The sequence below is a fragment of the Sphingomonas yabuuchiae genome, assembly GCF_014199595.1.
GTDB classification, from domain to species: Bacteria; Pseudomonadota; Alphaproteobacteria; order Sphingomonadales; family Sphingomonadaceae; genus Sphingomonas; species Sphingomonas yabuuchiae.
Genome location: NZ_JACHNX010000002.1, coordinates 312,551 through 339,202, shown reverse-complemented (window position 1 = coordinate 339,202; position 26,652 = coordinate 312,551). Strand labels below are relative to the sequence as shown.

Sequence of the window (26,652 nt, the reverse complement as noted above, 5' to 3'; positions counted from 1 at the left end):
GCGTCGGTTGCCTTATAGCATCCCGGTAAACAAATGACCCGGCCGATGCGGTCGGCCGGGTCGTGCCGGGATAGGGATCAGGCGATGGCCGGCTGGACAGTGGCAGGGGTGGAGAGCATCGGCTTGCCGCTGAGCGCGGCGTCGAGAGCGTCCTTGTCGAGGGCGCCTTCCCAACGGGCGACCACGACGGTGGCCACCGCGTTGCCGATGAAGTTGGTCAGGCTGCGGCATTCCGACATGAAGCGGTCGACACCCAGGATCAGCGCCATGCCAGCGACCGGCACGTCCGGCACGATCGACAGAGTGGCCGCCAGGGTGATGAAGCCCGCGCCGGTGACGCCCGCCGCACCCTTGGACGACAGCATCGCGACAAGGAGCAGGGCCAGCTGCTGGCCGAGCGACAGGTCGACGCCGCAGGCCTGGGCGATAAACAGCGCGGCCAGCGTCATGTAGATGTTGGTGCCGTCGAGGTTGAAGGAATAGCCGGTCGGGACGACCAGACCGACGACCGACTTTTCACAACCGGCCTTTTCCATCTTCACGAGAAGATTGGGCAGGGCGGCTTCGGACGACGAGGTGCCGAGGACGAGCAGCAGTTCGGCCTTCAGGTAGCGGATCAGCTTCAGGACCGAGAAGCCGTTGGCGCGGGCGATGGTGCCCAGCACGACGACGACGAACAGGATCGAGGTGAGATAGAAGGTCGCGACCAGCGCGCCGAGATTGACCAGGCTGCCGACACCATATTTGCCGATGGTGAAGGCGATGGCGCCGAAGGCACCGATCGGGGCGGCCCGCATCAGGATGCCGACCATGCGGAAGATGACGACGCTGATCCGCTCCAGGCTGTTCAGCAGCGGGCGGGCGGGCTCGCCGACCAGCGCCATCGAGATGCCGAACAGGATGGCGACCATCAGCACCTGCAGGATGTTGCCCTGCGTGAACGCGCTGATCAACGTATCGGGAATGATGCCCAGCAGGAAGCCGGTGACCGTCGTGTCATGCGCCTTGGCGGTATATTCGGCGATCGACCCGACCTTCAGCGTGCTGGGATCGATGTTCATGCCCGCGCCCGGCTGAACGACATTGGCGACGACCAGACCGACGATCAGCGCGAAGGTCGAGACGGTGATGAAGTAGAAGAACGCCTTGCCGGCGACGCGGCCGACCGAACCCAGTTCGCGCATGCCGGCGATACCGGTGACGACGGTCAGAAAGATGACGGGGGCGATGATCATCTTCACCAGCTTGATGAAGGCGTCGCCGATCGGCTTCAGGGATTCGCCGAAGCTCGGCCAGAAATGACCGATGATCGCGCCCAGCGCGATCGCGAACAGAACCTGTACATACAGGTGAGACCAGATACGCGCCCGACGGGGCGCCTCTGCCACGGCATAATCTTGGGCGATCATGACTTTTCAGCATCCTCTACAAAAAGTGGGCCGGACGCGGTAGGCCGCGCTTCCGAATTGCCGTCAGTGTGCGGAATGCCGCCGGGGAATTCAATTTTATCGAAAATGCCGCTAAGCATCTGAAATAACATGATAGATGACGTGGCGTTGCGTTATGTCGCGCGAAAATCCGCATGGCGCTCGGGCACGGGTTGCGATATTTCGCACATATGTCGTTGCCGTCCTATCCCGGCCGAGCCCTAGTTCGGCGCCATGCCCTGCCGCTGTTGGCGGTAGTGCTGTTGACGGTCGTCGCAGGTTCGCTGCTGCGTCTCTACGCCCATAGGCAGGCGCTGTCCGATCTCCGGGGCGAGACCCTGCGCATCGCCCGGCAGGAAGAAAGGCTGCTGAGCAGCGAGTTGCAGCGCTTCCGGCTGCTGCCCATCGTGCTGGTCGAATATCCCGATGTCGGTGACGCCCTGCGCAACGGGTCGGTAGAGGCCGCCGCGCGGCTGAACGATAAGCTGCGCGGGTTGGCGGAGCGCACCGGCGCGCCGGTCATCTACGCCATCGACAGGCGCGGGCGTACGGTCGCTGCCTCCAATGCCGGGCGTGCGGACAGCTTTGTCGGGCGCGATTACGGGTTTCGCCCCTATTTCCGTCAGGCGATGCGAACCGGCACGTCCGAATATTTCGCCTTGGGCAATACGAGCCACCGGCCCGGCCTGTTTCTTGCCCGACGGATCGGCCCTGCGACTGCCCCGGACGGTGTGGTCGTGGTGAAGGTCGAATTCGCGCATATGGTACAGGCCTGGGCAAGCGATGCGGGGCAGACGCTGCTGCTCGACGATCACGGCGTGGTCGTGGTCACGACCGATCCCGCCGCGGAGTTCACGCTGACCCGTCCGCTGAACCCTTCGGCGAAGATGGCGATCCGCGAAAGCCAGCAATTCGGCACGATCGCCCTTCGCCCCGGCCCCTACAGGATCGCGGGCGGCGATGCGACCGACCGGGAGGGGACACGCTACATCGTCGGCGTCACGCCCGCGCCGCTGCCCCGGTGGCAACTGGTTCATGTCCTTCCCTCCAAGCCCGCGCTGAAGGAGGCGGACGGCTGGGTCCGTTCGGTCACGGCGCTGATCGCGGTCGGGTTGATCGGGCTGACACTGCTGGCGATCTGGCGACGGACACGCGCCGAACGCGCGGCGATGGCGCGCGAGGCGTTGGAGGAGGAGGTCGCCCGGCGCACGGCGGAACTGCGCGCAACCAACGACCAGCTGACCGTCGAGATTTCCGAGCGTATCCGTGCCGACCAGCGGTTCCGCGCGGCGCGCGAGGAATTGGCACAGGCCAATCGGCTGGGCTCGCTGGGCTCGATCACGGCAGGCGTGGCGCATGAAATCAATCAGCCGGTGGCGGCGATCCGCACGCTGGCGGACAATGCCCGCACCTTCCTGTCGCGAGACAAGCCGGACAAGGCCGCGGGCAATCTGGCCACGATCGTCGAGCTGACCGAGCGCATTGGTTCGATCGTTCAGGAGATGCGGCGCTTCGTTCGGCGCGGTACGCATGGGCTGGGCCCGGTGTCGCTGGAGGCGGTGCTGGACGGCACGATGCTGTTGATCGGCGACCGGTTCCGCACCGCCGGGGTCGCGCTGGAGCGGCCGAGGGGCGGGGCCCTGCCCCGGGTTGTGGCGGGGCGCGTGCGGCTGGAGCAGGTGCTGGTCAATCTCCTCCAGAACGCACTGGACGCCGTGGCGGAGACTCCTTCGCCGCGCGTGCGACTGACGGTCGTCGAGCATCCCGATGGGGTCGAACTGACCGTAGAGGATAATGGCCCCGGTCTGGACCCGGCCATCGCGACCGAGATTTTCACTCCCTTCGTGACCGGCAAGCCCGATGGGCTGGGCCTGGGGCTGGGGATTGCGCGGGATATCATGACGGAGTTTGGCGGCGTGTTGGAAACCATCTCCTCAAGTCTGGGCGGTGCAGGCTTTCGTCTGAGGATGCGCCGCGCATGAGCGATACGTTGCGGGTCCTTCTGGTCGATGACGACACGGTGCTGCGTCAGGCACTGGCCCAGTCGTTCGAGTTGGCCGGGATCGATGTCGAGGCGCATGGCGATCCGCTGGCGGCGCTGGCGACGATCACCGCCGATTTTCCCGGCATGGTCGTGTCCGACATACGGATGCCCGGCCTGGACGGCATCGAACTGTCGAAGCGGGTGGCCGCGATCGACGCCGAAATCCCGGTGATCCTGATGACCGGGCACGGTGATGTACCGATGGCCGTCGCCGCGCTGAAGCAGGGCGTCTATGACTTCGTCGCCAAGCCCTTTGCCGCCGATCACCTGATCTCCAGCGCCGAACGCGCGTTGGAGATGCGGCGGCTGGTCCTGGACAACCGGCGGTTGCGACAGGCGGCGGAGGAAGCACAGGGTGCCTATCCGCTGATCGGGGAGACCCCGGTCATGATGCGGCTTCGCGATACGGTGCGACAGGTGGCGCAGGCCGATGTCGACGTGCTGGTCGAGGGAGAGACGGGGACGGGCAAGGAACTGGTCGCGCTGCTGCTCCACCGGTGGAGCGCCAGGCGTACGCGGCCCTTCATCGCGGTCGACTGCGCCGCCTTGCCCGAGGCCATTGCCGAGGACGAGCTGTTCGGCCAGGCTCATGGCCGGACGCCGGGACGGATCGCGGCGGCACATCGCGGCACGCTGTTTCTCGACGAGGTGGACAGCATGGCCCCGGCGCTCCAGGGCCGGATGCTCCGCGTGGTCGAGGAGCGGGAGGTCCGCGCGATCGGGGCGGAGGATCCGCAACTGCTCGACCTGCGCATCGTGGCCGCCGCCAAATCCGATCTGGCCCGCGCGGTGGAGGAGGGGCGTTTCCGCGCCGACCTACTCTACCGGCTCGACGCGGTGCGGCTACGCGTGCCGCCGTTGCGCGAGCGGCGGGCCGACGTGCCGTTGCTCTTTGCTCATTTCCTGCGCGAGGCGGCGGAGCGCTTCGGGCGGCCAGTGCCGATGATCGACGGCAGTATCCAGGCGCGGCTGCTGTCGCACGACTGGCCGGGCAATGTGCGCGAGGTGCGCAACTATGCGAACCGCGTCGCGCTGGGCCTTTTCGGCGAAGCGCGCGAGGCGGGGGATCCGCTACCCCTGCCCGAACGGGTCGAGCAATTCGAGGGCGCGACGATCCGCGCCGTGCTCGAGGAAGTGGCGGGCGACGTCCGCGCGGCGCTCGCAGTGCTGGGCATCCCGCGCAAGACCTTTTACGACAAGGTCGCACGGCACGGCATCGACCTGAACGCCTATCGCCCCAATCGCGCTTGACGTTACGGCGGGGGCGGGGGAGCATGGCGGCCACGACACCGATGTACGGTGCGGGGGTTAGGAGATTGCCATGGAGGATGCCGCAGCCCGTCTGGCCAGCGATCCGCGCTACATCGCGCTGGTTCGCAAGCGAGGGCGTTTCACGACTGTCCTGACGGTCATCATGCTGATCGTCTATTTCGGGTTCGTCCTGACCATCGCCTTCGACAAGGCGTTGCTCGCCCATTCGGTCAGCGGGCGCGCGACGAGCTGGGGCATACCGATCGGACTGGGGGTGATCGCCCTCGCGATCGTGCTGACCGGCCTGTACGTATGGCGGGCCAATCGCGATTTCGATCCGGTCATCGACGCGCTTCGGGCGGAGTATGGTGCATGACGCGCGGGGGGATCACGCTCGCCGTCGCCCTGACGCTGTTGCCCGTCTCGGCAGCCGAGGCTCATGCCATCGGCCCTGCCGTCCAGCAGGCGACGAACTGGACCGCGATCGGCATGTTCGCGGCCTTTGTCGCGCTGACGCTGGCCATCACCCGCTGGGCCGCGCGGCGAACCCGGACGGCCTCCGATTTCTATACGGCCGGGGGCGGGATTACCGGCTTCCAGAACGGCCTGGCGATCGCGGGCGACTTCATGTCCGCCGCATCCTTCCTGGGCATTTCGGCGCAGATCTATGCCGATGGCTATGACGGGCTGATCTATTCGATCGGCTTTCTCGTCGGCTGGCCGATCCTGTTGTTCCTGATGGCCGAGCGGCTGCGCAATCTCGGGCGGTTCACCTTCGCCGATGTCGCGTCCTTCCGCTTCGCCCAGACGCCGGTGCGGATGGTAGCGGCCTGTTCGACATTGCTTGTCGTCCTGTTCTATTTGATCGCGCAGATGGTCGGGGCGGGGCAGTTGATCCGCCTGCTGTTCGGCTTGCCCTATGGCTATGCGGTGATCATCGTCGGCGTGCTGATGACGATGTACGTCCTGTTCGGCGGCATGACCGCGACGACCTGGGTTCAGATCGTCAAGGCTATGATGCTGCTCGGTGCTGCCAGCTTCATGGCGATCGCCGTGCTGGCGCGGTTCGGGTTCAGCCCCGAGGCGCTGTTCGCCCGCGCGGTCGAAGTGAAGACGGCGCTGGCCGCCCTGGCGGGCGCAGGATCGGACGAAGCGGTGACGAAGGGCCGGGCGATCATGGGGCCGGGCGGGTTCATCAAGGATCCGATCTCCGCTATCTCGATCGGCGCCGCGCTGATGTTCGGCACGGCAGGCCTGCCGCATATCCTGATGCGCTTCTTCACGGTGCCCAATGCCAAGGCGGCGCGCAGCTCGGTGCTGTGGGCGACGGGCTGGATCGGTTATTTCTACATCCTGACCTTCGTCATCGGCTTCGGTGCGATCGTGCTGGTCGCGACCGACCCTGGCTTCCTCGATGCAGAGGGCGCGCTGCGTGGCGGCAGCAACATGGCGGCGATCCATCTGGCGCAGGCGGTCGGCGGCAACCTGTTCCTGGGCTTCATCTCGGCGGTGGCGTTCGCAACCATCCTGGCGGTGGTGGCGGGTCTGACCCTGTCGGGAGCCTCGGCGGTCAGTCATGACCTCTATGCGACCGTCATCAAGAAGGGCAAAGCCGACTCCGCTTCCGAGCTCCGGGTATCGCGGATCACCGTGCTGGTGCTGGCCGTCATCGCGATCCTGCTGGGCATTCTGTTCGAGAAGCAGAATGTCGCCTTCATGGTCAGCCTGGCCTTCGCGCTGGCGGCGTCGGCCAACTTTCCGGTGCTGTTCCTGTCCCTGCTATGGTCGGGCTGCACGACGCGCGGCGTGGTGGCGGGCGGCCTGGTCGGCCTGCTGACCGCGCTCGTGTTGACCATCCTGTCGCCTGCCATCTGGGTGAACGTCCTGGGCCATGCCGCGCCCATCTTCCCCTATGGCTCGCCGACCATCTTCTCGATGCCGCTGGCGTTCCTGACCATCTGGCTGGTGTCGATCACCGACAGCAGCGGTCGTGCGGCGGTCGACAAGGCGGGCTATCCGGCGCAGCGCATCCGCTCGGAGACGGGCATCGGGGCGTCTGGCGCACACGACCACTGAGTCTCGATCCCCGCTGTCTCGATACGGGGCAGCGGGGACAGACGGTCCAATATCGGGCCGCTGCCGAAACGGTAAACGAGACGTTAACAGGGGGCTATGAGACGCCGCCTAGTCCTGAACAACGAAGCCGCCCGCCACCCCTTTCGGCGCACGCTGCCGCCCCCCGTCAAAGCGCGGAGGCGACAGGACGACGATCAGGATATCCGGCTGTTCGTCCTCAGCTTCACGGCCTTCTTCATCAGTATCTACACGTTTCTGTTTTAAGCCGGTTCGACGGAAACCTCGTCGCAGGCGCGGTGCAGCAGCAGTGCGAGCCAGGCGGATACGAGGCACATGCCCGCGACCACGAACAGCATGTCGGCCGATGAGACGCCCGCCGCACTGATCGCGAAGGCCAGGACCGAGCCGATCGTCATGGCGAAGCAGTTGACGATATTGTTCGCCGCCACCGTCCGCGCGGTCTGATCCTTTTCGACCGTGGTGGTCAGAAAGGCATAGAGCGGCACGACGAACATGCCCCCGGTCGTGGCGATCGCCAGAAGCGTGGCGAGGATACCGATGGCCCGCGGCTCGGCCAGGAACGCCTGCCAGCTATACAGGCCGCCGCCGACCGCCGGGGTCCAGTTGCGGCAAAGGAACGAGAACAGCACGACGAAGGCGCCCATGGCGATGACCGACATCGGCGAATAGCGCGCCGAAATCTCGCCCTTCAGCATCGTGTTGATGACCACCGATCCGATGGCGACCCCGATCGAGAAGATGGCGATAGCCAGGCTGGCGACTTCCTTGTCCGCCGTCAGGACATTCTTCACCAGCGGCGGGAAGATGATGATGAGAACCGCGCCGATCGTCCAGAAGAAGCTGATCGCGATGATCGCCAGGAACAGGCGGCGGATATGCAGCGTCGCCGAGATCAGCCGCCACGAGGCGGTAAAGGGGTTGTAGTTGAGCTTCAGCGGCGGCCCTTCGCGCGGGGCCGGGGGCACCTGACGCCCCAGGAACCAGCCGATCACCGCGACCACCAGCACGCCGATGGCGGCCGCCTCGATCGGGATCCACCCCGCCGCGACCGTGCCGAGCAGGATCGCGAGATAGGTCCCCGCCTCGACCAGGCCGGTGCCGCCCAATATGTCTTCGGCCTCCAGATGCTGGGGTAGGATGGCGTATTTGATCGGCCCAAAAAAGGTCGAATGGACGCCCAGCGCCAGCACCGTGCCCAGCATCAGCGCCAGTCCGGCGGTCGTGTACCCCGCCTTGGCGATCAGCAGGCCACCCGCACCGACCAGCATGATGCCGATCTCGACCGTCTTCACGATGCGGATGATCTTGGCCTTGTCGTGGCTGTCGGCCAATTGCCCGGACAGTGCCGACAGGAAGACGAAGGGCAGGATGGCGGCGCCGGTCGCGGCGCAATTGAAATAGAATTCGGAATGGGGGTCGGTGAAGATCGCATAGGTGGCGAACAACACCATCGACGTCTTGAACAGGTTGTCGTTGAACGCGCCGAGAAACTGGGTGGCAAACAGCGGCAGGAAGCGACGCTGTTTGAGAAGCCCGAGGGCATTGAGCATAACGAAAAATGGCCCGATCGTGGCAACAGGATGACAGCAACATAGCCATGCGTACCCGTATCGCCAACCGCTTAAAGCGGTTTGTCATGCGCGAACGAGCGGTTAGAAGGCGGCATGCTGACGCTGCCCAACCTGTTGACGCTCTCGCGAATCCTGGCCGTGCCGCTGCTCGCGGGGCTGTTGTGGCAACCCGATTGGGCGCTGGGGTATGGCATCGCTTTCGCCCTCTACTGCCTGATGGGCATCACCGATTATTTCGACGGCTATCTCGCGCGTGCGCAGGGGGCGGTGTCGAAGCTGGGCGTCTTTCTCGATCCGATCGCCGACAAGATCATGGTCGCCTCGGTCATCCTGGTGCTGGTCGCGGTACAGGTGCTGAGCGGGGTGAGCGTGGTCGCGGGCCTCGTCATCCTGTTGCGCGAGATCGCGGTGTCGGGACTGCGCGAGTTTCTGGCGCAGTTGCAGGTGTCGGTGCCCGTGTCGCGACTGGCCAAGTGGAAGACGACCCTGCAACTGATCGCGCTCGGTGGTCTGATCCTGGGCGGCGCGCTGCCCGGTTGGCCGTGGATGCATGTGGCGGCCCTGGCGGCGCTCTGGGCCGCGGCGGTGCTGACGCTCGTCACCGGCTGGGATTATCTCCGCGTCGGCCTCAAGCATATGGATAGCTGATGACGCTGACGATCCTGTATTTCGCCTGGGTCCGGGAACGGATCGGACAGGCCGAAGAGACGGTGACGCTGCCCGAGCACGTCGTGACGGTCGGCGATCTGGTCGCATGGCTGGCGACGCGGGGTGGCGGCTATGCCGAGGCGATGGCCGAACCGGAGCGCCTGCGCGCCGCGGTCGACCAGACTTTCGTTGGCCTTGACGCCGCCATCGGCAATGCCCGTGAGGTCGCGATCTTTCCACCGGTGACGGGCGGATGATCCGTATCCTGGTATCGGTCGCCCAGATCGATCTCGCCGAGGAAATGGCGCGGATCGAGGGGCAGGATGTCGGCGCGGTGGCGAGCTTTTGCGGGCTGGTCCGCGCCGATGACGGGGTCGACTGCCTCGAACTCGAACATTATCCCGGCGCGACCGAGGCTGCGTTGGAGCGGATTGCACAGGAGGCGGCGGAACGCTGGTCGCTCCAAGCTGCAACGATCGTCCACCGCGTCGGCCCGATGCGGCCGGGCGAGCGGATCGTGCTCGTCCTGGCGGCGGCCCCGCATCGCCGCGACGCGCTCGACGCCTGCGCCTATCTGATCGACCGGCTGAAGACCGACGCGCCCTTCTGGAAGCGCGAGACGCGGGGACAAGACGCTCGCTGGGTCGAGGCGCGTGATAGCGACACGGCGGCGGCCGAACGCTGGACTTCATAAAAAGGCGAGGCCGAAGCCCCGCCTTTTCCTGTTTCGACGATCCGCCGACTTAGCCGATCTTCGGCACGTTGATGCCGTTGGTCAGATGGACGACGCCGTTGGTCGCCTGCACATCGGCCTTGTCGACATAGGCCTTCTGGCCGTTCACGTCCGTCAGCATGATATTGCCGTTGGGGCCGAGCTGTGCCGTCAGCGGCTGACCGGCGAGCGTCGTCAGCGTGGCGGTGCCGTTGCCCGCCGCGATCTGCGCCTTCAGCTGGTCGGCGGTTACCTTGCCCGACACTACATGGTATTTGAGGATCGTCGCCAGCGTGGCCTTGTTCTCTGGCTTGCTCAGCGTGTCGAGCGCGCCCGGGGGCATACGGCTGAACGCCTCGTTGCTCGGCGCGAAGACGGTGAACGGGCCAGGGCCGGACAGATCGGCAGTCAGGCCCGCCGTCGTGACGAGGCCCGCCAGCGTGCTGCGATCCGGCGTCGCGGCCAGGATCTGGACGATGGTACCGGTGGTGGCGGGCGTCGCGCTGGTCGGGGCTGCTGGAGCAGTCTGGGCAGGCGCGGGCTGCATCGGTGCGGTCTGGGGCGCCGTCTGGGCCATGGCGGCACCCGCGCCGGTCAGGGCCGTGGCGGACACGAGAATGGCAAAGGTCTTCAACATGAATAGCATACTCCCGTTCTTCTGGCGGCGGAGCGGGGTCGCATCGCGCCGCATGGTGAAGGGCAGGCCAGCCGTTCCTCGAGCGAAACGGCCGTCCTGCTGGGGGTAACGCACTTAATCCAGTTTTGGCACCAAAACGCCGTTGACGATGTGGATGACCCCGTTTGCCTGGGTCATGTCACCCGCCTCGATATAGCTCTTGTTGCCGCCGCTGTCGGTCAGGGTGATGACCGACTGGGTCATGCTGACGGTCAGCCATTCGCCCTGGACGGTCATCAGCTTGGCGGTCCCGCCACCGGCCGCGATCTGCTGTTGCAGGTCGGCGATACCGACGACGCCGGGCACCATATGAAAGCGGATCAGCTTGACCAGCGAGTCCCGGTTGGCCGGCTGCAACAACTGCTCCTGCACACCCGGCGCCAGTCGGGCAAAAGCCTCGTTCGACGGTGCGAACAGGGTATAGGGGCCGGGGCCTGCGAGCGTCGTCGCGAGCCCGGAGGCGCGGATCGCGGCGACCAGCGACGATAGCGAAGGCGTGGCCGTCGCATTGTCGAGGATGGTGCGGGTCGGCACCATCGGCTGGTCCGGCTGCGGAGCCGCCGGGGTCGCGACGACCGGCGCGCTGGACGGGGCCGCAGGGGCCTCCCGCTGATCCCGCCCGCGTCCGCAGCCGCCCAGTCCGATCATGGCGATGAGCGGCAGAACGGCCACCAGCCGCCGTGCATTATGGGTCATGGGCGAAATCTCCTGTAGATGGGATGATATCGAAGGGGACGCGCAAGGCGCCGCCCTGGTTGCGCTTCACGCTGCTTCAGCGAGCACCTGTGCCAACAGACGAAAGTCCTTCTCGCGCGGGCTGGCGCGACGCCAGACCAGCGCGATCTTGCGCACCGCATTCTCGGCGTCCAGCGGCCGGGCGGTGATCTGGGTATTGTCCAGAATGCCCGAGCGCAGCGCCATTTCCGGCAGCATCGTCATGCCCAGGCCGTTGTCGACCATCTGGACGATGGTATGAAGCGACGTGCCGAGCATCGTCGCCTCGGCGCGCAGTTCGGGGCGGTTGCAGGCGGCCAGCGCATGGTCCTTCAGGCAATGCCCGTCTTCCAGCAGCAACAGCCGCGCCTCGTCGATCGCAGAGGCCGGGAAGGCGGCAGGCGGCGTCACATCCTCGTCGGTCGGGAAGGCGACGAACAGCCGGTCGTCGAACAAGGGCTCGGCCGTCACCTCGCCACAGGCATAGGGGAGGGCGAGCAGCACGCAATCCGTGCGACCGTTGTGCAGACGCTCGCAGGCCGGGCCGCTCGGTTCCTCGCGCAGAAACAGCTTCAGGTCGGGAAAGTCGCGCCGCAGCCGGGGAAGGATGCGCGGCAGCATGAAGGGCGCGATGGTCGGGATCACCGACATGCGCATCTCGCCCGACAAAGGCCGTCCGGCGGCGCGGGCCATGTCGCCCAGTTCGTCCGCCTCGCGCAGGACGCGGCGCGCCTTGTCGGCGATCCGCTCGCCCAGCGGCGTGAAGCGCACCACACGTCGCGTCCGCTCGACCAGCGTCACGCCGATCAGCGTTTCCAGTTCGCGCAGGCCCGCCGACAGGGTGGATTGCGTGACGAAACACGCATCCGCCGCCCGGCCGAAATGGCCATGGTCCTGCAGGGCCACGAGATATTGTAACTGTTTCAGGGTCGGTAGATAGGTCGCGGCCATTGATCGTCTCAGTCGATTGCGATGTGACAAATAGCTTGTTGGATCAAAGGCGCCAGTCCCCATATCTGTCACGGCAACGAATACAGGCGGGCCAACCGCCGATCGTACGAGAGGATGGCTGAAGCCGAATTTTGTTGAAGAATGGAGGCTATTGCCATGTTGACCGTTGGAGACAAGCTCCCCGCATTCACCGTTCCCGTCCAGCAGGGCACCAACGCGCTGCCCGCCGGCGAGACGATCAGCGACACCTCCTATGAGGGCAAGTGGAAGGTCCTGTTCTACTGGCCGAAGGACTTCACCTTCGTCTGCCCGACCGAGATCGTGGGCTATTCCGAGCTGAAGGGCGATTTCGAGGATCGCGACGCCGTGCTGATCGGCGCGTCGACCGACACCGCGCACGTCCACCTGGCATGGCGCAAGTCGGACCCGGATCTGGCCGCGGCTGACTTCCCCTGGATCGCGGACAATGGCCGCGTCCTGGCCGATGCGCTGGGCATCGTCGACAAGAATGAGCATGTCGCCTACCGCGCGACCTTCATCATCGACCCCGACAATGTCATTCAGCACGTGACCATCAACGGCCTGAACGTCGGCCGCAACCCGGCCGAGACGCTGCGTGTCCTCGACGCGCTGCAGACCGACGAGCTGTGCCCGTGCAACTGGAACAAGGGCGACGACGTCCTCCAGCTCGCCGCCGAGTAATCCTGTCGTCCGGGGGCGGTGACGTCCCCGGACCCAACATTTCCGACGCCCCGGCGAGGGTCGCTGGTCCATCGCGGATCGGCGGCTCGGACTGGGGCGTCGCTTATCCGGAGCAATCCCTTTCATGTCGCTCAAGGAATTTGCCGGGCAGTTGCCCGACTTCGCCAAGGACATCCGTCTGAACGTCGGCTCGCTGCTCAACGAGCCGGTGCTGAACGATCAGCGCAAGTACGGCCTGCTGCTCGCCTGCGCGCACGGCACCGGCCACAAGCCACTGGTCGAGGCCGCCGAGGCGGAATGCGCCCCCAAGCTCTCGCCCGAAGCCGCCAATGCGGCGCGCGCGGCGGCAGCGGTGATGGCGATGAACAACGTCTATTACCGCTTCACCCACCTGGCCGGGAACCAGGAATATCGCAACATGCCCGCCAAGCTGCGCATGAACGTGATCGGCGCACCGGGCATCGACAAGATCGATTTCGAGCTGTTCAGCCTGGCGGTGTCGGCGATCAACGGCTGCGGCATGTGCATCGACGCGCATGAGGCGGTGCTCAAGAAGGCCGGTGCGTCGGCCGAGGTCATCCAGACCGCCGTCCGCATCGCGGCGGTGATGCAGGCCGTGGCCACCGTCCACTCGGCGATCGCGTAAAAATATCCCCCCCGGCACGGGGAGGGGGACCATGCGTAGCATGGTGGAGGGGGCTCTCCGCCAAGGACGGACTCTGCGGAAGCCCCCCTCCGTCAGGCCTTTGGCCTGCCACCTCCCCGTGCCGGGGAGGATTTATCCTTTAACCGCCTGATACAGCCCCCAAAGGCTGGTCAGTGTCAGGATCACCCCGACCAGCGTCAATAGGGTGCGCGCCGGGACCCGCTTGGCCAGCATCGCCCCGAACGGCGCCGCGCAGATGCCGCCGATCAGCAGCCCGACCGTCGCCATGGTGAAGGCGCCCCAGCCGAGCTGCGTGATGAACGTCGCCGAAATGGTCGCCGTCAGAAAGAATTCGGCGGTGTTGACCGTGCCGATGGTGGTGCGCGGCGCGGCGCCCTGGGCCAGCAGGTTCGACGTCACCACCGGCCCCCAGCCGCCGCCACCCGCCGCGTCCAGAAAGCCGCCGAGGAACCCCAGGGGTTCGACGATCCTGGGCTCGCGCGTCGCCGCCTTGTGCCGCCAGGCGCGGATCAGCAGATAGATGCCGATACCGGTCAGATAGGCCAGGATGAAGGGCTTCACCACGGCCGCATCGATGTTGGACAGCACATAGGCGCCCATCGCACCGCCGATCACGCCGGGGATCATCAGCCGCAGGAACAGCCGCCAGTTGACGTTGCGATGGACCGCATGGCTGATCCCCGAGACGGCGGTAGTGAAGGTCTCGACACTGTGCACGCCCGCCGAGGCGGCGGCAGGCGGAACGCCCAGGCTGATGAGCAGCGTGTTGGAGATCACCCCGAAGGCCATGCCCAGCGCACCGTCGACCACCTGCGCGGCAAACCCCACGGCCACGAACGGCAGGATGTGGATCAGTTCGGTGCTCGTCGGGTCCATCATGTCTCCTGTGCTTTATGACCGGCGGCCATGCCGTGTCCCGGCCAACGCTGCAACCGCGATAGAGTTTGCCCGATACCAAGCGAGAATGGGTCGATCTGGATTTTGGCCGGGCCTATGCCTAAATGCGCATATCGCATCTGGGGACATGCTCATGCCGAGCCGATTGGCCGCCTATCTCGATTCGATCCGGGCTCGCGATCCCGCTCCGCATTCGCGTGCGGAGATTTTGCTTTACCCCGGCGTCTGGGCGCTGGCCGGGCATCGGGTCGCGCATCGGCTTTACAAGTCGCGGGCGTTTTTCCTCGCGCGGCTGGTCAATCACTTCACCCGCTTCCTGACCGCGATCGACATTCACCCCGGCGCCAAGATCGGACGCAACTTCTTCATCGACCATGGCTTCGTCGTGATCGGCGAGACGGCGGAAATCGGCGACGACGTCACCATCTATCAGTGCGTGACCCTGGGCGGCACCAGCCCGGACAATGGCGTGGCGGGCAAGCGGCATCCGACCCTGATGGACGGTGCGATCGTCGGATCCGGCGCGCAGGTGCTGGGTCCGATCATCGTCGGTCCGCGCGCGCGGGTCGGCGCGAACGCGGTCGTCACGCGCGACGTGCCCGAGGGGGCGGTGATGGTCGGCATTCCGGCTCGCCCGACGATCGTCGAAGGCGGGGCTGCGCCCGAGAAGCGCTTCGTTCCTTACGGCACGCCCTGTTCCGAAATGTTCGACCCCCAGACCCAGAAGATCGAAATGCTCCGTTGCGAGCTGGAGACGATGCGGCGGCGGCTGGACGCGGTGCTGGCCGAGCAGGGCGAAGAGCGCGACCGGGCCTGATGGGGGTCGTACCCTTTCCCAAAGCGGCGGGGCAGGTGGGGTTCGACCGCGCGGAGCTGACGCGTATCCTCGACCTCTATGGCCGGATGGTCGCGGCCGGGCACTGGCGCGACTATGCGATGGACATGGGCCGCGATGCGGCGATCTTCTCCGCCTTTCGCCGCGCGGCCGAACGTCCTGAATTCCGGATCGAGAAGCGCCCGGCGCTGCGCAACCGACAGGGCATGTGGGCGCTGATCGGCGAGGGCGGGGCGGTGCTGAAGCGTGGGCATGAACTGGGGCCGGTTCTGGCCCCGGTCGAGCGGCGCCTCATGAAGCTGGTCGAGGAATAACCCGTCCCCATGAAAAAGCGCCGGTCCCCGTGTCGGGGAACCGGCGCCGTTCTTACAGCCGGGTGAGAGGCCGATTACTTGCCGCCACGCTGACGGCACTGGTCATACTGACCCTTTTTGCAGATCGGATAGCTTTTGAGCGGCGCCGGGGCCGGATAGGCCTGGGACGGGCTGGGCGCCTGCTGGAACACGACCGGCGCGCCGGGCGCGGGCTGCGACGCCATGGGCGGCTGGGCGGGCTGATAGCCACCGGCGGTCATCGTGCCGGCGGTCGCGGCGGCATTGGCCTGCATCGAACCCTGAGCCGACGCGTCGGTCTGGGTCTGAGTCGTGGTCGTATCGGTCTGCGTCGAGGCGCCAGCCTGCATCCCCGCTTGGGCGGTGGTGTCAGTCTGGGTCTGCTGGGCGAGAGCGGGCGCCGCCATCAGAGCGGTGGCGGCCAGAAAAACGAGCTTCATGCGAATCTCCTGTTCAGAAGCGCAAGTGCGTTAGCGCGTCGGGCAGAACGCCCCATGCCGCACTTGGCTCCCTCGTTTCGCTTGCGACCCGATCCTGACAGGCTTTTAATCAACCACCGGCGTCGAGCGAATAGCCCGCCGAGCGCACCGTACGGATGATGTCGGGGCGGTCGCCTATGTTGATGGCCTTGCGCAGGCGGCGGATATGCACGTCGACGGTCCGGCTCTCGATATCCGAGTCATGCCCCCATACCGCGTCGAGCAGCCGCTCGCGCGAGAAGACCCAGCCTGGATGCTCGAGGAAATGCTTGAGCAGGCGGAATTCGGTCGGCCCGAGCGAGACGACTTCGCCAGCCCGGCGGACCTTGTGGCCGACCGTATCCATCTCGATATCGGCATAGGTCAGCGCCTCGCCCGCCAGCGCCGGACGCACGCGGCGCAGCACCGCGCCGACGCGCGCGACAAGTTCGCGCGGGGAAAAGGGCTTGGTGACATAGTCGTCCGCGCCCGTCTCCAGCCCGCGCACCCGGTCCTCTTCCTCGCCGCGTGCGGTCAGCATGATGATCGGCACGTTCGCCGTCTCGGCCGAGCGACGCAGGCGGCGGCAGACCTCGATCCCCGAAATCCCCTCGACCATCCAGTCGAGCAGGACGATGTCGGGCGTGCTCTCCCGCGCCAGCAGCAGCGCCTCTTCGCCGTCGACCGTATGGGTGACGTCGAAATCCTCGCGCTTGAAATGGAAGACGAGCAGTTCCGCCAGCGCGGCGTCGTCTTCGACCAGCAACATCTTTACCCGTGCCATCGTGCCTGTTCCCTCAAGAAGGCAATGTGCCGCCGCGGTCCCGCTCACCCATCTGGGTGCCGGTGGCGGCGAAATAGACCATCTCCGCGACGTTCGTCGCATGGTCACCGATCCGTTCGAGATTCTTGGCGATGAACAGCAGGTGCGCGACCTGTCCGATCGTCTTGGGATTCTCGACCATATGGGTGACGAGCGTGCGGAAGATGGAATCGTAGAAATCGTCGAGCGCGTTGTCGCTGTCGCGGACCCGGATCGCCGCCTCGGCATCGCGCGCGGCAAAGGCGTCGAGCACGTCATGCACCATCGCGGAGGCGATCTTGGCCATGGCGGGCAGGATCGAGACGGGTTCGATCCTATCCTCGCTTTCGATCATCGGCACCCGCTTGGCGATGTTCTTGGCATAGTCGCCGATGCGCTCGACGACGCTGGCGATCTTGAGCGCCGCGACCACCTCGCGCAGGTCGTTGGCCATCGGCGCCCGGAGTGCGATGGTCCGCACCGCCAGCCGCTCGACCTCCGCCTCGATCAGGTCGATCGCCTTGTCGTCCTCGCGGACCTTGCGCGCCAGTTCCAGGTCGGAGCGTTGCAGCGCCTTGATGGCGTTAGCGATCGCCTCCTCGGCCAATCCGCCCATCTGGCTGATCAGCCCGCGCAGGCGGCCGATATCATTGTCGAAGGCTTTTACGGTGTGGTCCATGATCCTCGTCCTCAGCCGTAACGGCCGGTAATATAGTCCTTCGTCCGCTCTTCCTTCGGGTTGGTGAAGATGTCGGACGTCTTGCCGTACTCGACCAAGGTGCCGAGGTGGAAAAAGGCGGTGCGTTGCGAGACGCGGGCGGCCTGCTGCATATTGTGGGTGACGATCGCAATGGCGTAGCGGCCGCGCAGGTCGTGGATCAGTTCCTCGATGCGCGCCGTGGCGATCGGGTCCAGCGCGCTGCACGGCTCGTCCATCAGGATGACTTCGGGGTCGACGGCGATGGCGCGGGCGATGCACAGCCGCTGCTGCTGGCCGCCCGACAGCGCGGTGCCGCTTTCCGACAGTCGATCCTTGACCTCGTTCCACAGGCCCGCACGGGTCAGCGAGCGCTCGACGATGGCATCCATCTCGCTCCGCGAGGTCGCCAGGCCATGGATGCGGGGGCCGTAAGCGACATTTTCGTAGATCGATTTGGGGAAGGGGTTGGGTTTCTGGAACACCATACCGACGCGCGCGCGCAGCTGCACCACGTCCATCTCGGGCGCATAGATGTCCTGCCCGTCCAGCCGCACGTCACCCGACACCCGTGCCGAGGGGATGGTGTCGTTCATGCGGTTCAGCGTGCGCAGGAAGGTCGACTTGCCGCAGCCCGACGGGCCGATGAACGCGATGACGTGATCCATGTCGACATCGATCGAGATGTCATGGATCGCCTGCTTGTCGGCATAGGACACGCTGACGTTGCGCGCGGTTATCTTCGGGGTATTCACCAGCGTGTCTCGAACCGATTGCGGAGATAGATGGCCAGCCCGTTCATCGCGAGCAGGAAGACGAGCAGGACGATGATCGCAGCCGAGGTCTTTTCGATGAAGCCGCGGTCGACCTGATCCGACCAGAGGAAGATCTGGACCGGCAGCACGGTCGCCGGATCGGTCAGCCCACGCGGCGGCGCGGCGATGAAGGCGCGCATGCCGATCATCAGCAGGGGGGCCGTCTCTCCCAGGGCGCGGGCCATGCCGATGATCGTGCCCGTCAATATGCCGGGCAGGGCCAGCGGCAGGACATGGTGAAAGATGACCTGCACCCGCGAAGCGCCGACCGCCAGTGCGGCATCGCGGATCGAGGGCGGCACCGCCTTGATCGCATTGCGCCCCGCAATGACGATGACCGGCATGGTCATCAGCGCCAGCGTCAGGCCGCCGACCAGCGGGGCCGAGCGCGGCAGGCCGAAGCTGCCCAGGAAGACTGCCAGCCCCAAAAGCCCGAAGATGATCGAGGGGACCGCCGCCAGATTGTTGATCGACACCTCGATCATGTCGGTCCAGCGGTTTTTCGGCGCATATTCTTCGAGATAGAGGGCGGCCAGCACACCGATGGGAAAGGCCAGCGCCAGCGTGACGAGCATCGTCAGCAGCGAGCCCTTCGCCGCGCCCCAGATACCGACACGCGTCGGGTCGGTGGCATCGGCATCGCGCAGGAAGCCCATGTCCCATCCCGTCGACAGGACCCCGCGCGCCTGCAACTGCGCAACGACGCGCTCGGCCTCGGGCGTACCGACACCCTTGGCGGCGACGTCATAGCGGCTGGCGATCGGCAATTCGAAGCAGTCGGTGCGACGGAGCAGCCCGGGGTCGGCCTTTATCGCGTCGCGCACGACGATCCAGGCGCCGGGCGACAGCAGATCGGTTCCCATCGGGCCGAAGGCGGTCGTCGCGGCGCTCTCCACCGCATCCTCCAGGCCGGCCCCGGCCAGCGCCAGATCGGCCCCGCGCCCCTTCAGGCGGGCGGGCTCGATCGGCAGTTCGGCGGCCGCAAGGTTGACCGGCATGGCCACCCGCGTCTCGGTAAAGCCGCGAAGCCCCTGCGCCAGCATGGTGATCAGCAGGAAGGCGAGGAACGCCGCTGACAAGGCGACGGCCGCCGCGCCCAGCCGCCGGAAGCGACGCTCCGCGGCATAGCGCCGACGCAGGCGACGGGCCATGGCGGGGCTGTTCCAACCCATGGCCGGAGGCTGGGAGGGCGGCTTATTCATAGGTTTCCCGATACCGCTTCACCACATTCAGCGCGACGATGTTGAGCAGCAGCGTGATGAGGAACAGCGTCAGGCCCAGCGCAAAGGCGGCCAGCGTCTTGGGGCTGTCGAACTCGGCTTCGCCGGTCAGCAGGTCGACGATCTGGCGTGTGACCGTGGTCGTGCTGGCAAAAGGGTTGGCGGTCAGCGTGGCGACGCCGCTGGCGGCCATGACGACGATCATCGTCTCGCCGATCGCGCGGCTGACGGCCAGCAGCACGCCGCCGACCACGCCGGGCAGGGCGGCGGGCAACATGACGCGGGTGATCGTCTCGGACGGGGTGGCCCCCATTGCCAGGCTGCCATCCCGCATCGAGTTGGGCACGGCGGCCAGGCTGTCATCGGCCATGGACGAGACGAAGGGGATGATCATCACCCCCATGACCAGCCCGGCGGCCAAGGCGCTTTCCGACGAAGCCCACTCGATGCCGATCGCAACCGCGAACTGCCGGACGGCGGGGGCCACGGTCAGCGCGGCGAAATAGCCATATACGACGGTCGGGATGCCCGCGAGCACCTCCAGCACCGGCTTCATGATCCGGCGCGCACGGGGGGCTGCATATTGGGTCAGATAGATGGCGCTCATCAGCCCGAACGGGATGGCGACCGCCATGGCGATGACCGCCCCGATGAAGAAAGTGCCCCAGAACAGCGGTACCGCGCCCAGCGACGCGCCGGGATTGCGCGGATCGATCGACTGGGGGCTCCAATGCGTGCCGAACAGGAAATCGGTGACCGGCACGACCGAGAAGAAGCGCCCGGCCTCGTAGAGCAGCGAGGCGACGATCCCGGCGGTGGTCAGGATCGCGATCAGCGATGCCCCAAGCAGCAGTCCGAGCACCACCCGTTCGATCCGGGTGCGCGCCGAAAACTCCGGTCGGACGTGCAGATAGGCATAGGCGCCGCCCGCCAGCGCCAGCAGCAGGACGATGGCGGTGGCGATCCAGTCGATCCGCGTCTGTGCGGCGTCATAGGCGGGCGCGAGCGTTCGTGAAAGCGCATGGAAGGCACCATGCGCCTGCCCCGCCGCCAGCGCGCGCGCTTCGGACAGGATCGCCGCGCGCTCGAATCCGGGCGGGGGAAGCTGCACGGCGGCAGGGGCCTGGAGCACCATGTCGGTGACGAGCGCGGGGGAGGTCGCGGCCCAGATGGCAAGGAAGATCAGTGGCGGGACGGCCGTCCACAGCGCGACATACCAGCCATAATGATGCGGCAGCGAACTGGTGCGCGATCCCGACCGACGACGGAAACCGAGCGCATGCATCCGCGTCGAGGCCCAGGCGATGATGCCCAGCCCGACCGTCAGGATCAGAAGGACGACGCCGTTCATGACGGCAGGTTCGCCGGATCGAGCGTGATTTCGCGCGCAATGATGGCGCGCGAACGAGCCTGGATCGCCTCCGGCGAGGCGATCAGACCCCGGCGGACCAGCGGCCCGTCCTTGCCCCAGTTTTCGGCATAAAGCCGCAAGAAGGCGCGCAACCCCGGAATGGCGTCGAGATGCGCCTTCTTGGCATAGACATAGAGGGGGCGCGATCCCGGATAACGGTCGGCGGCGATCGCGTCATAGGTCGGCTTGACGCCATTGATCGTCACCCCGTCGACCGTCTGGCGATTTTCCTCAAGATAGGAATAGCCGAAGACGCCGAGCGCGTCGGGATTGGCCTGGAGCTTCTGGACGATCAGATTGTCGTTCTCGCCCGCATCGATATAGGCGCCGTCTTCGCGGACGCGCGTGCAGAACAGGCGGTGCGCTTCGGGATCACGGGCGGCCAGCGCGGGTGCGCCCGGTTCGACTGCATCGCACCCTTTGGCCAGGATCAGCTCGGCCAGCGCGTCGCGCGTACCGCTGGTCGCGGGCGGCCCATAGACCTGAATCGGAATGGCGGGGAGCGCTGGATTGACGTCAGCCCAGGTACGCGCGGCATTGGGCTTGCCGCCGGGATGCGCCGACAGCGCGCGGTAGATATCGACCGAGGTCAGCGCCATGTGCGGCCCGCGCTTGGATTCGGCAAAGGCGATGCCGTCGATGCCGATCTGAATCTCCAGCAATTCGCCCGCACCGTGCGCCGCGCAGTCGCGATATTCGCTGGCTTTCATGCGGCGGGACGCGTCTTCCAGATCGGGATGACCCGCCCCGATCCCGGCGCAGAACAGCTTCATGCCCGCACCCGTACCCGTCGACTCGATCACCGGCGCCTTGGCATCGGGATCGGCCGCGACAAAACGCTCGGCAATGATCGTGGTGAAGGGATAGACGGTCGACGAACCGACAGCCGTGATCTGCTCCCGCACGCCCGCGCCGCCGCCATTGGCCTGATCATGGCAGGCCGCCAGCGCGAACATCGCGGCGAGAAGGCAGGGCAGACGCATCGAGATCCTTGGAAACACCGGAACGGGTGCGAACCGGCGCTGCCACGCTCGCCATACTCCCGTGTGACATTTTTATTGTGATTTTGTGACAGAGCTCTCGGAAGCGTTCTTTTCCGGCGTCTTCAGCGCAGGCAGGCGGACGGTCACGGTCGTCCCCACGCCCACCTCGCTGGCGATTTCCAGCTTTCCACGATGCCGCTCGACGATGTGCTTCACGATGGCGAGGCCTAGGCCCGTACCGCCGATGCTGCGGCTCCGGCCCGAGTCGACGCGGTAGAAACGTTCGGTCAGGCGCGGCAAATGGCTGGCGGCGATGCCTTCGCCCCGGTCGGCGACGCTCAGGCGCAGCATGGGCCCGTCGCGATCCAGCCTGACACGCACCGGCGTCTCGGCCTTCCCGTATTTCATCGCATTGCCGATCAGATTGTGCAGCATCTGCGACAATTGCGCGCGGTCACCTGCAATCGGCGGCAGGTCTTCCGCCAGTTCGCAGCCAATGTCGTCGGCGCGTGGCGAGCCGGAGTCGAGGAACTCCTCCCAGACATGGTCGACCAGTTCGGCCATATCGACGGGCTGGGCGGGCTGGCGATACTTGTCCGCCTCGATCCGGCTGAGCGAGATCAGGTCCTCGACCAGCCGCTGCATCCGCCGTGCCTCGTCGAACATAACCTTCAGGAAGCGCGCGCGGATTTCCGCGTCCTCGCCCGCTTCGTCGCCCAAGGTCTCGATGAACCCCAGGATCGAGGCGAGGGGGGTGCGCAATTCGTGGCTGGCATTGGCCACGAAGTCGACGCGCATCCGCTCGGCGGCGTCGTGTGCGGTCTGGTCGATCAGGTGGACGATGCGCTGGCCGCTCGTGGTATCGGCGACGCGCATTTCCCAGCGCTGTTCGAGAGACCCTAGCCCGACGAGAGAGATCGGATGGTCGGGATCGGTCACGCCTTCCTTGGCCAGCAGACGTTCGGCGGCCGCGGGGTGCCGGATGGCGATGCGGGCATCCTCGCCGACGATATGCTTGCCGAGCAGCCCGCGTGCCGAGCGATTGGCCAGGATCACGCGTCCACCCTCGATCAGCAGCACCGGCTCGACGATCGCGTCCAGCGCTTCTTCGAGCAGCGGAAAGAGGCCGGTATGGCCCTCCTCGGCAGCGGGATCCTCCTCGGCTTCGTTCGGCACGCCCTCACTGGCGACCAACGCGGCGGCGATCCCGCCGACCAGCGCAATGATGGCAGGCGCCGGTCCTGCCGTCAGGAACACGACGGCGGCGGCCACCACGACGACGACGATGGCCCATAAGGTGCGAATGCCGAATCCCATGACGTGCCGATGTAGCGGCGGAGGCGCGCCCTGTCTCCACCGCTGAATGGCGGACCGGCACGGACCGGCTTCCAGTTTTGGGAAGCGGCTGGGCTTGCACAGGTTCTTGTGGCGGGCCAACGAATATGGGAGATCGCTTTGTCATGGACGACACGCCCTCCGAACCCGGCCCCGCATCGGGCTTCGCGCCCGAAGCGCAGGCCGATGCGCCTGCCTCCAGCGTGACCAGCCGCCGGATGCTGATGCTGGGCGCGGTCGGGGCGAGCACGGTGATTGCCGTCCGCCCGGCGCTGGCCCAGACGACGGCATCGGTGCTGAACTGTCAGATCCCCGTGCCCGGTCCGGGCGATGCCGGAAAATATATCGACAGGAATGGTAATGTCGTGAACCCCGGCCCGCTGGGACCGTTGGGCGCGCTGTTCGGCGGGCCCTATCCGCCACCGTCGCGGCCCTTCACCGGCGAGGAAGTGCGCAATGCACTGTACAACGGCATGTCGCTGCCCGGCACCACTTACTATTCCAACGATGCCTATCTCAAATATATCAAGAAGCTGAGTGGCGGCCAGAGCGGCTATACCTGTTTCCTGTCCATTCAGAATCCCAGGACCTGATCCGATGGCCGGTCCGCGCTACCGCGCGGCGGCGGCGGCGCTCTTGATCGTCGAGCCGCTGGATATGTTCACGGCCGTTTTCCATCGCCCCTCCGGCGTGACCCATTTGCTGAACGAACCGGCGCCACAGATATTGGAGGCGCTGGCGGACGAACCCTTGGATAGGGATGCGCTGCTCGCTCGGCTCGCGCAAAATTTCGACTTGGGTGACGCAGACGGTACGGCGGTGTTGCAGGCTCGTCTGGCTGAACTGGAGGCGGCCGGATTGGTCGACCGGGTGTGAGGCATCAAATTACCTTGCGGGTCGGGCCGGTCGGTTTCCGGATCGGATCGGACTGGCATGCGCCGATTGCGGCGCTGGATGCGCTGTATCGCGACTATCCACGACCCGAATTCGCCGATTACAGCGTCCGATTGGAGGCCGTATCGCCCTGGCGCCGCCGGGTGCGGCCATCTGTTCGGGTGGCGGGGGATTACTGGTTGCCTGATGCATCGCCATTGCCGTTGGCGCAAGGCGTGCTGGCGGCCGAGATGGGCATGAACCTGCAGGTTGCGCTCGGGCATCGCCGTCACCTGCTGCTTCACGCCGCCGTGGTCGCGCGCGGCGATCGGGCGATCCTGATGAGCGGCGTGTCGGGGGCGGGCAAGTCGACTCTGGCGTTGATGCTGTCGCAGCGGGGCTGGCGCTTCCTGGGCGATGAGTTCGCCATGATCGATCCGGACACCGGCCTGGCCCATCCCTTTCCCCGTCCGGTCAGCCTGAAGAACGAGAGCCTTTCGCTCATTCCTAAAGGCTATCGCACAGGTCCGTTGCTGACGGGAACGCCCAAGGGCGATGTGCGCAACGTCGCGCCGCCCGCCGCTGCGATCGCTGCGATGGACGAGCCTGCACGGCCTGCGCTGTTGATCTTTCCGCGCTTCGGTTTTCCCTCCGCCTTGAGCGGCCTCGCGCCGACCGAGACCTTCATGCGGCTGACCCAGGCGTCGACCAACTATGTCGCGATGGGGGAGGCCGGGTTCCGGGCGCTGACCCGTCTCCGTGCGCAGGTCCCGGCGGTGGCGCTGGATTATCCCGATGGCGAAGCGGGTGTCGCCGCCGTCGAAGCCCTTTGGGAGGCGCTGTGAGCGCGGTCCGGACGTTGGTCGCGCTGCTGCGTGATCCCGAGCGGGCTGGGGCGATCGATCCGGCGCACTGGACCGAGGTGCTGGCGGTTGCGCGTGCCGAGACGCTGGCCGGAACCTTGGCGTATCGGTTGGCGGGGCTTGCGTTACCCGGTGGGGTCGTCGGGGCACTCGCGGAGGCCCGGATCGACGCCGCAGAGGCCAGGCGGACGGCGCTGTGGGAGGCGAACCGCGTGGCGCTTGCGCTTCGGCCCCTGGAGCACCCGGTCATTCTGTTGAAAGGCACCGCCTTCGTCGCGGCCGGGCTGGCGGCGGGCCAGGGGCGCGGGATCGGCGACTGCGATATCCTGCTTCCCCGACCGCTGCTCGACCATGCCGAGAAGCTGCTGGTCGATGCCGGATGGGAATGGATGAAATCCGATCCCTATGATGACCTCTATTATCGCCAATGGATGCACGAGCTTCCCCCGCTGGTCCATGGCGAACGGGGGCGGATGGTCGATGTGCACCACACCATCCTGCCGCTGACGGCGAGGCCGACACCGGATGCGCAGGCGCTGATCGACGATGCCGAAGTGCTGGACGGCGGCTTGGCGGTGCTGTGCCATACGGACATGATCGTCCATGCGGCGGCGCATCTGTTGGCCGATGGCGAACTGGCCGGTGGCCTCCGCAATTTGTGGGATATCCATGCGCTCATCGAGGAAAAGGGCATGGTGGGGCTGGAGGCACGGGCGGCGCATCACGGCCTTTCGTCCGCCGTCGATCGTGCGCTGCGGTTGACGCATGCGCTTTACGGCACGACCGTTCCTGCCCGGTGGCAAAGGCTGACCATGATCGATCGCCTTTACCGATGCCGCATGATGGCGCGCGACGGATGGGGGCGGGAACGGTACAAGGCGTTACGGACCGTCTCTTATATCCGCTCGCACCTCATCCGAATGCCGCTGCCGATGCTCATCCGACATTTGTGGATCAAATGGCGGAAGGCGAAAGCCGCGTCAGGGTCGGGATAAGCTCGGCATAGCTGTCGATGATCGCATCGCCCCCCAGGGCCTCGACCGGCTGGCTGAGGAATCCGAAGGAGCAGGCGATGACCGGCAGTCCCGCCGCACGGGCCGCCTGGACGTCGAAGATCGAATCGCCGACGAACGCGGCTTTCCCCCCGCCGCACTGCTCGACCAGGGCCTGGATCGGTCTGGGGGACGGCTTTGCGACGCCCAGCGTATCACCGCCGATGATCGAGGCGAAGCGATCGGTCAGGTCCAGCGCCCCCAGGATCGCCCGGGCGAAGCGCTCCAGCTTGTTGGTCATGATGCCCAGTGTTACGCCGCGCGCCGCCAGTTCATCCAGCGCCTCGATTGCGCCGGGAAAGGGTGCGGTATGCACCGCCAGATGGGCCTCGTAATATTCGAGCAGCAGGTGGTGCAGCCGATCCAGCGTCTCGGCATCATGGCCGCCGGTCGCGTCCAGCCCATGCCGCAACATCGCGCGGGCGCCGCCGCCGATCATCGGCTTGACCGCCTCGACGCTCAGGGGCGCACGTCCGATCGAGCCCAGCGCGTGGTTGACTGCGGCGGCCAGGTCGCCGCTGGTATCCAGCAGCGTGCCGTCCAGGTCGAAGCCGACGATGGCGAAGGGAAAACCATGCGATGAATTGACGTCCATGTTCGGCCTCGGTGCAGTCACGGA

32 protein-coding genes are annotated in these 26,652 nt (G+C 66.2%); 16 read left to right on the top strand and 16 right to left on the bottom strand.

Translation table 11 applies throughout. The annotated features are described in order from the left end of the window. Positions 1–77: 77 nt before the first annotated feature. Positions 78–1,409: a dicarboxylate/amino acid:cation symporter gene (locus GGQ89_RS04770; RefSeq protein WP_056434979.1), complete on the bottom strand. Its 1,332-nt coding sequence runs from the start codon at positions 1,407–1,409 to the stop codon at positions 78–80. Further along, positions 1,406–1,540 carry a hypothetical protein gene (locus GGQ89_RS20230; RefSeq protein ID WP_276208919.1) on the bottom strand — a complete coding sequence of 45 codons (135 nt, stop codon included), beginning with the start codon at positions 1,538–1,540 and terminating at the stop codon, positions 1,406–1,408. The genes GGQ89_RS04770 and GGQ89_RS20230 overlap by 4 nt, the downstream gene beginning before the upstream one ends. 78 nt (positions 1,541–1,618) lie before the next feature. Between GGQ89_RS20230 and GGQ89_RS04765 the strand changes: the two genes are divergently transcribed. From GGQ89_RS04765 to GGQ89_RS04745, 5 genes are all read left to right on the top strand, one after another. Continuing rightward, entirely contained in the window at positions 1,619–3,409 is a 1,791-nt protein-coding gene (locus tag GGQ89_RS04765; protein WP_240456495.1) for a sensor histidine kinase, read from the top strand. After that, the gene (locus tag GGQ89_RS04760) at positions 3,406–4,722 is read left to right on the top strand and encodes a sigma-54-dependent transcriptional regulator (RefSeq protein ID WP_056434977.1); all 1,317 of its coding nucleotides are present in this window, start codon (positions 3,406–3,408) and stop codon (positions 4,720–4,722) included. The genes GGQ89_RS04765 and GGQ89_RS04760 overlap by 4 nt, the downstream gene beginning before the upstream one ends. A gap of 70 nt (positions 4,723–4,792) precedes the next feature. Next, the gene (locus GGQ89_RS04755; protein ID WP_184104468.1) at positions 4,793–5,098 is read left to right on the top strand and encodes a DUF485 domain-containing protein; all 306 of its coding nucleotides are present in this window, start codon (positions 4,793–4,795) and stop codon (positions 5,096–5,098) included. Then, the gene (locus GGQ89_RS04750) at positions 5,095–6,798 is read left to right on the top strand and encodes a cation acetate symporter (protein ID WP_184104466.1); all 1,704 of its coding nucleotides are present in this window, start codon (positions 5,095–5,097) and stop codon (positions 6,796–6,798) included. The genes GGQ89_RS04755 and GGQ89_RS04750 overlap by 4 nt, the downstream gene beginning before the upstream one ends. A gap of 96 nt (positions 6,799–6,894) precedes the next feature. Further along, complete coding sequence (locus tag GGQ89_RS04745; protein WP_184104464.1) at positions 6,895–7,062, top strand: hypothetical protein; 168 nt, start codon at positions 6,895–6,897, stop codon at positions 7,060–7,062. Here GGQ89_RS04745 and GGQ89_RS04740 read toward each other — a convergent pair. Beyond that, positions 7,059–8,369, bottom strand: a complete 1,311-nt coding sequence (locus GGQ89_RS04740) for an MFS transporter (protein WP_184104463.1) — start codon at positions 8,367–8,369, stop codon at positions 7,059–7,061. The two genes, GGQ89_RS04745 and GGQ89_RS04740, sit on opposite strands and share 4 nt — an antisense overlap. Positions 8,370–8,483: 114 nt before the next feature. On the opposite strand from GGQ89_RS04740, the gene pgsA reads away from it, so the two are divergent. Genes pgsA through GGQ89_RS04725 form a run of 3 tightly spaced genes read left to right on the top strand, consistent with a single transcriptional unit; the run spans position 8,484 to position 9,732 of the window. Then, positions 8,484–9,038: a CDP-diacylglycerol--glycerol-3-phosphate 3-phosphatidyltransferase gene (pgsA, locus tag GGQ89_RS04735; RefSeq protein WP_076716178.1), complete on the top strand. Its 555-nt coding sequence runs from the start codon at positions 8,484–8,486 to the stop codon at positions 9,036–9,038. After that, complete coding sequence (gene moaD / locus GGQ89_RS04730) at positions 9,038–9,295, top strand: molybdopterin converting factor subunit 1 (protein WP_184104461.1); 258 nt, start codon at positions 9,038–9,040, stop codon at positions 9,293–9,295. Before pgsA ends, moaD begins: the two co-directional genes overlap by 1 nt. Then, positions 9,292–9,732, top strand: coding sequence for a molybdenum cofactor biosynthesis protein MoaE (locus tag GGQ89_RS04725; protein ID WP_184104459.1), 441 nt, complete (start codon positions 9,292–9,294; stop codon positions 9,730–9,732). Before moaD ends, GGQ89_RS04725 begins: the two co-directional genes overlap by 4 nt. A 49-nt stretch (positions 9,733–9,781) precedes the next feature. Here GGQ89_RS04725 and GGQ89_RS04720 read toward each other — a convergent pair whose 3' ends face one another. From GGQ89_RS04720 to GGQ89_RS04710, 3 genes are all read right to left on the bottom strand, one after another. After that, on the bottom strand, positions 9,782–10,387 hold the full coding sequence (locus GGQ89_RS04720; protein ID WP_184104457.1) for a fasciclin domain-containing protein: 606 nt from the start codon (positions 10,385–10,387) through the stop codon (positions 9,782–9,784). Between the two features lie 114 nt (positions 10,388–10,501). Beyond that, the gene (locus tag GGQ89_RS04715) at positions 10,502–11,122 is read right to left on the bottom strand and encodes a fasciclin domain-containing protein (protein ID WP_076716182.1); all 621 of its coding nucleotides are present in this window, start codon (positions 11,120–11,122) and stop codon (positions 10,502–10,504) included. Positions 11,123–11,188: 66 nt separating this feature from the next. After that, positions 11,189–12,091, bottom strand: a complete 903-nt coding sequence (locus GGQ89_RS04710) for a hydrogen peroxide-inducible genes activator (protein WP_056434969.1) — start codon at positions 12,089–12,091, stop codon at positions 11,189–11,191. Positions 12,092–12,247: 156 nt separating this feature from the next. Between GGQ89_RS04710 and GGQ89_RS04705 the strand changes: the two genes are divergently transcribed. Both GGQ89_RS04705 and ahpD read left to right on the top strand, forming a co-directional pair. Further along, positions 12,248–12,793, top strand: coding sequence for a peroxiredoxin (locus GGQ89_RS04705; protein ID WP_042488670.1), 546 nt, complete (start codon positions 12,248–12,250; stop codon positions 12,791–12,793). A 124-nt stretch (positions 12,794–12,917) separates the two neighbouring features. After that, positions 12,918–13,439, top strand: coding sequence for an alkylhydroperoxidase, AhpD family (gene ahpD, locus GGQ89_RS04700; protein WP_056434968.1), 522 nt, complete (start codon positions 12,918–12,920; stop codon positions 13,437–13,439). A 132-nt stretch (positions 13,440–13,571) separates the two neighbouring features. Here the strand turns inward: ahpD and GGQ89_RS04695 are convergent, their stop codons facing one another. After that, positions 13,572–14,336, bottom strand: coding sequence for a sulfite exporter TauE/SafE family protein (locus GGQ89_RS04695; RefSeq protein ID WP_184104721.1), 765 nt, complete (start codon positions 14,334–14,336; stop codon positions 13,572–13,574). 154 nt (positions 14,337–14,490) lie between these two features. Here GGQ89_RS04695 and epsC point away from each other — a divergent pair, with 154 nt between their 5' ends. Together epsC and GGQ89_RS04685 are read left to right on the top strand one after the other, a co-directional pair. Further along, positions 14,491–15,174, top strand: coding sequence for a serine O-acetyltransferase EpsC (epsC, locus tag GGQ89_RS04690; RefSeq protein WP_058745292.1), 684 nt, complete (start codon positions 14,491–14,493; stop codon positions 15,172–15,174). Beyond that, positions 15,174–15,506 (top strand): DUF2794 domain-containing protein, encoded by a 333-nt coding sequence (locus GGQ89_RS04685; RefSeq protein ID WP_056434966.1) that lies wholly within the window; start codon positions 15,174–15,176, stop codon positions 15,504–15,506. The genes epsC and GGQ89_RS04685 overlap by 1 nt, the downstream gene beginning before the upstream one ends. 74 nt (positions 15,507–15,580) lie before the next feature. On the opposite strand, the gene GGQ89_RS04680 is transcribed toward GGQ89_RS04685, so the two are convergent. The 8 genes from GGQ89_RS04680 to GGQ89_RS04650 all read right to left on the bottom strand — a co-directional run bounded on the left by GGQ89_RS04680 (position 15,581) and on the right by GGQ89_RS04650 (position 23,227). Continuing rightward, complete coding sequence (locus tag GGQ89_RS04680; protein WP_184104455.1) at positions 15,581–15,964, bottom strand: hypothetical protein; 384 nt, start codon at positions 15,962–15,964, stop codon at positions 15,581–15,583. A gap of 109 nt (positions 15,965–16,073) precedes the next feature. Then, positions 16,074–16,766: a phosphate regulon transcriptional regulator PhoB gene (gene phoB / locus GGQ89_RS04675; protein ID WP_042488715.1), complete on the bottom strand. Its 693-nt coding sequence runs from the start codon at positions 16,764–16,766 to the stop codon at positions 16,074–16,076. 13 nt (positions 16,767–16,779) lie between these two features. Beyond that, complete coding sequence (gene phoU, locus GGQ89_RS04670; protein ID WP_056435378.1) at positions 16,780–17,466, bottom strand: phosphate signaling complex protein PhoU; 687 nt, start codon at positions 17,464–17,466, stop codon at positions 16,780–16,782. Between the two features lie 8 nt (positions 17,467–17,474). Next, on the bottom strand, positions 17,475–18,236 hold the full coding sequence (pstB, locus tag GGQ89_RS04665) for a phosphate ABC transporter ATP-binding protein PstB (RefSeq protein WP_236697035.1): 762 nt from the start codon (positions 18,234–18,236) through the stop codon (positions 17,475–17,477). Beyond that, positions 18,233–19,447, bottom strand: coding sequence for a phosphate ABC transporter permease PstA (gene pstA, locus GGQ89_RS19835; protein ID WP_221238844.1), 1,215 nt, complete (start codon positions 19,445–19,447; stop codon positions 18,233–18,235). Before pstA ends, pstB begins: the two co-directional genes overlap by 4 nt. Positions 19,448–19,490: 43 nt before the next feature. Further along, positions 19,491–20,867: a phosphate ABC transporter permease subunit PstC gene (gene pstC / locus GGQ89_RS04660; protein WP_184104453.1), complete on the bottom strand. Its 1,377-nt coding sequence runs from the start codon at positions 20,865–20,867 to the stop codon at positions 19,491–19,493. Next, complete coding sequence (locus tag GGQ89_RS04655; protein ID WP_184104451.1) at positions 20,864–21,910, bottom strand: substrate-binding domain-containing protein; 1,047 nt, start codon at positions 21,908–21,910, stop codon at positions 20,864–20,866. Before GGQ89_RS04655 ends, pstC begins: the two co-directional genes overlap by 4 nt. Positions 21,911–21,982: 72 nt before the next feature. Next, complete coding sequence (locus GGQ89_RS04650; RefSeq protein WP_184104449.1) at positions 21,983–23,227, bottom strand: sensor histidine kinase; 1,245 nt, start codon at positions 23,225–23,227, stop codon at positions 21,983–21,985. 143 nt (positions 23,228–23,370) lie between these two features. On the opposite strand from GGQ89_RS04650, the gene GGQ89_RS04645 reads away from it, so the two are divergent. The 4 genes from GGQ89_RS04645 to GGQ89_RS04630 are packed head-to-tail and all read left to right on the top strand — an operon-like array spanning position 23,371 to position 25,976. After that, positions 23,371–23,838 (top strand): hypothetical protein, encoded by a 468-nt coding sequence (locus GGQ89_RS04645; RefSeq protein ID WP_056435375.1) that lies wholly within the window; start codon positions 23,371–23,373, stop codon positions 23,836–23,838. Between the two features lie 4 nt (positions 23,839–23,842). After that, the gene (locus GGQ89_RS04640; protein ID WP_184104447.1) at positions 23,843–24,121 is read left to right on the top strand and encodes an HPr-rel-A system PqqD family peptide chaperone; all 279 of its coding nucleotides are present in this window, start codon (positions 23,843–23,845) and stop codon (positions 24,119–24,121) included. Continuing rightward, positions 24,118–24,963, top strand: coding sequence for an HprK-related kinase A (locus GGQ89_RS04635; RefSeq protein WP_184104445.1), 846 nt, complete (start codon positions 24,118–24,120; stop codon positions 24,961–24,963). The genes GGQ89_RS04640 and GGQ89_RS04635 overlap by 4 nt, the downstream gene beginning before the upstream one ends. Then, a complete protein-coding gene (locus GGQ89_RS04630) occupies positions 24,960–25,976 on the top strand; it encodes a nucleotidyltransferase domain-containing protein (protein WP_338112335.1) in 1,017 nt (338 codons plus the stop codon). Before GGQ89_RS04635 ends, GGQ89_RS04630 begins: the two co-directional genes overlap by 4 nt. On the opposite strand, the gene GGQ89_RS04625 is transcribed toward GGQ89_RS04630, so the two are convergent. Next, positions 25,936–26,628, bottom strand: a complete 693-nt coding sequence (locus tag GGQ89_RS04625) for an HAD-IA family hydrolase (RefSeq protein WP_184104443.1) — start codon at positions 26,626–26,628, stop codon at positions 25,936–25,938. The genes GGQ89_RS04630 and GGQ89_RS04625 overlap by 41 nt on opposite strands. Positions 26,629–26,652: the final 24 nt, after the last annotated feature.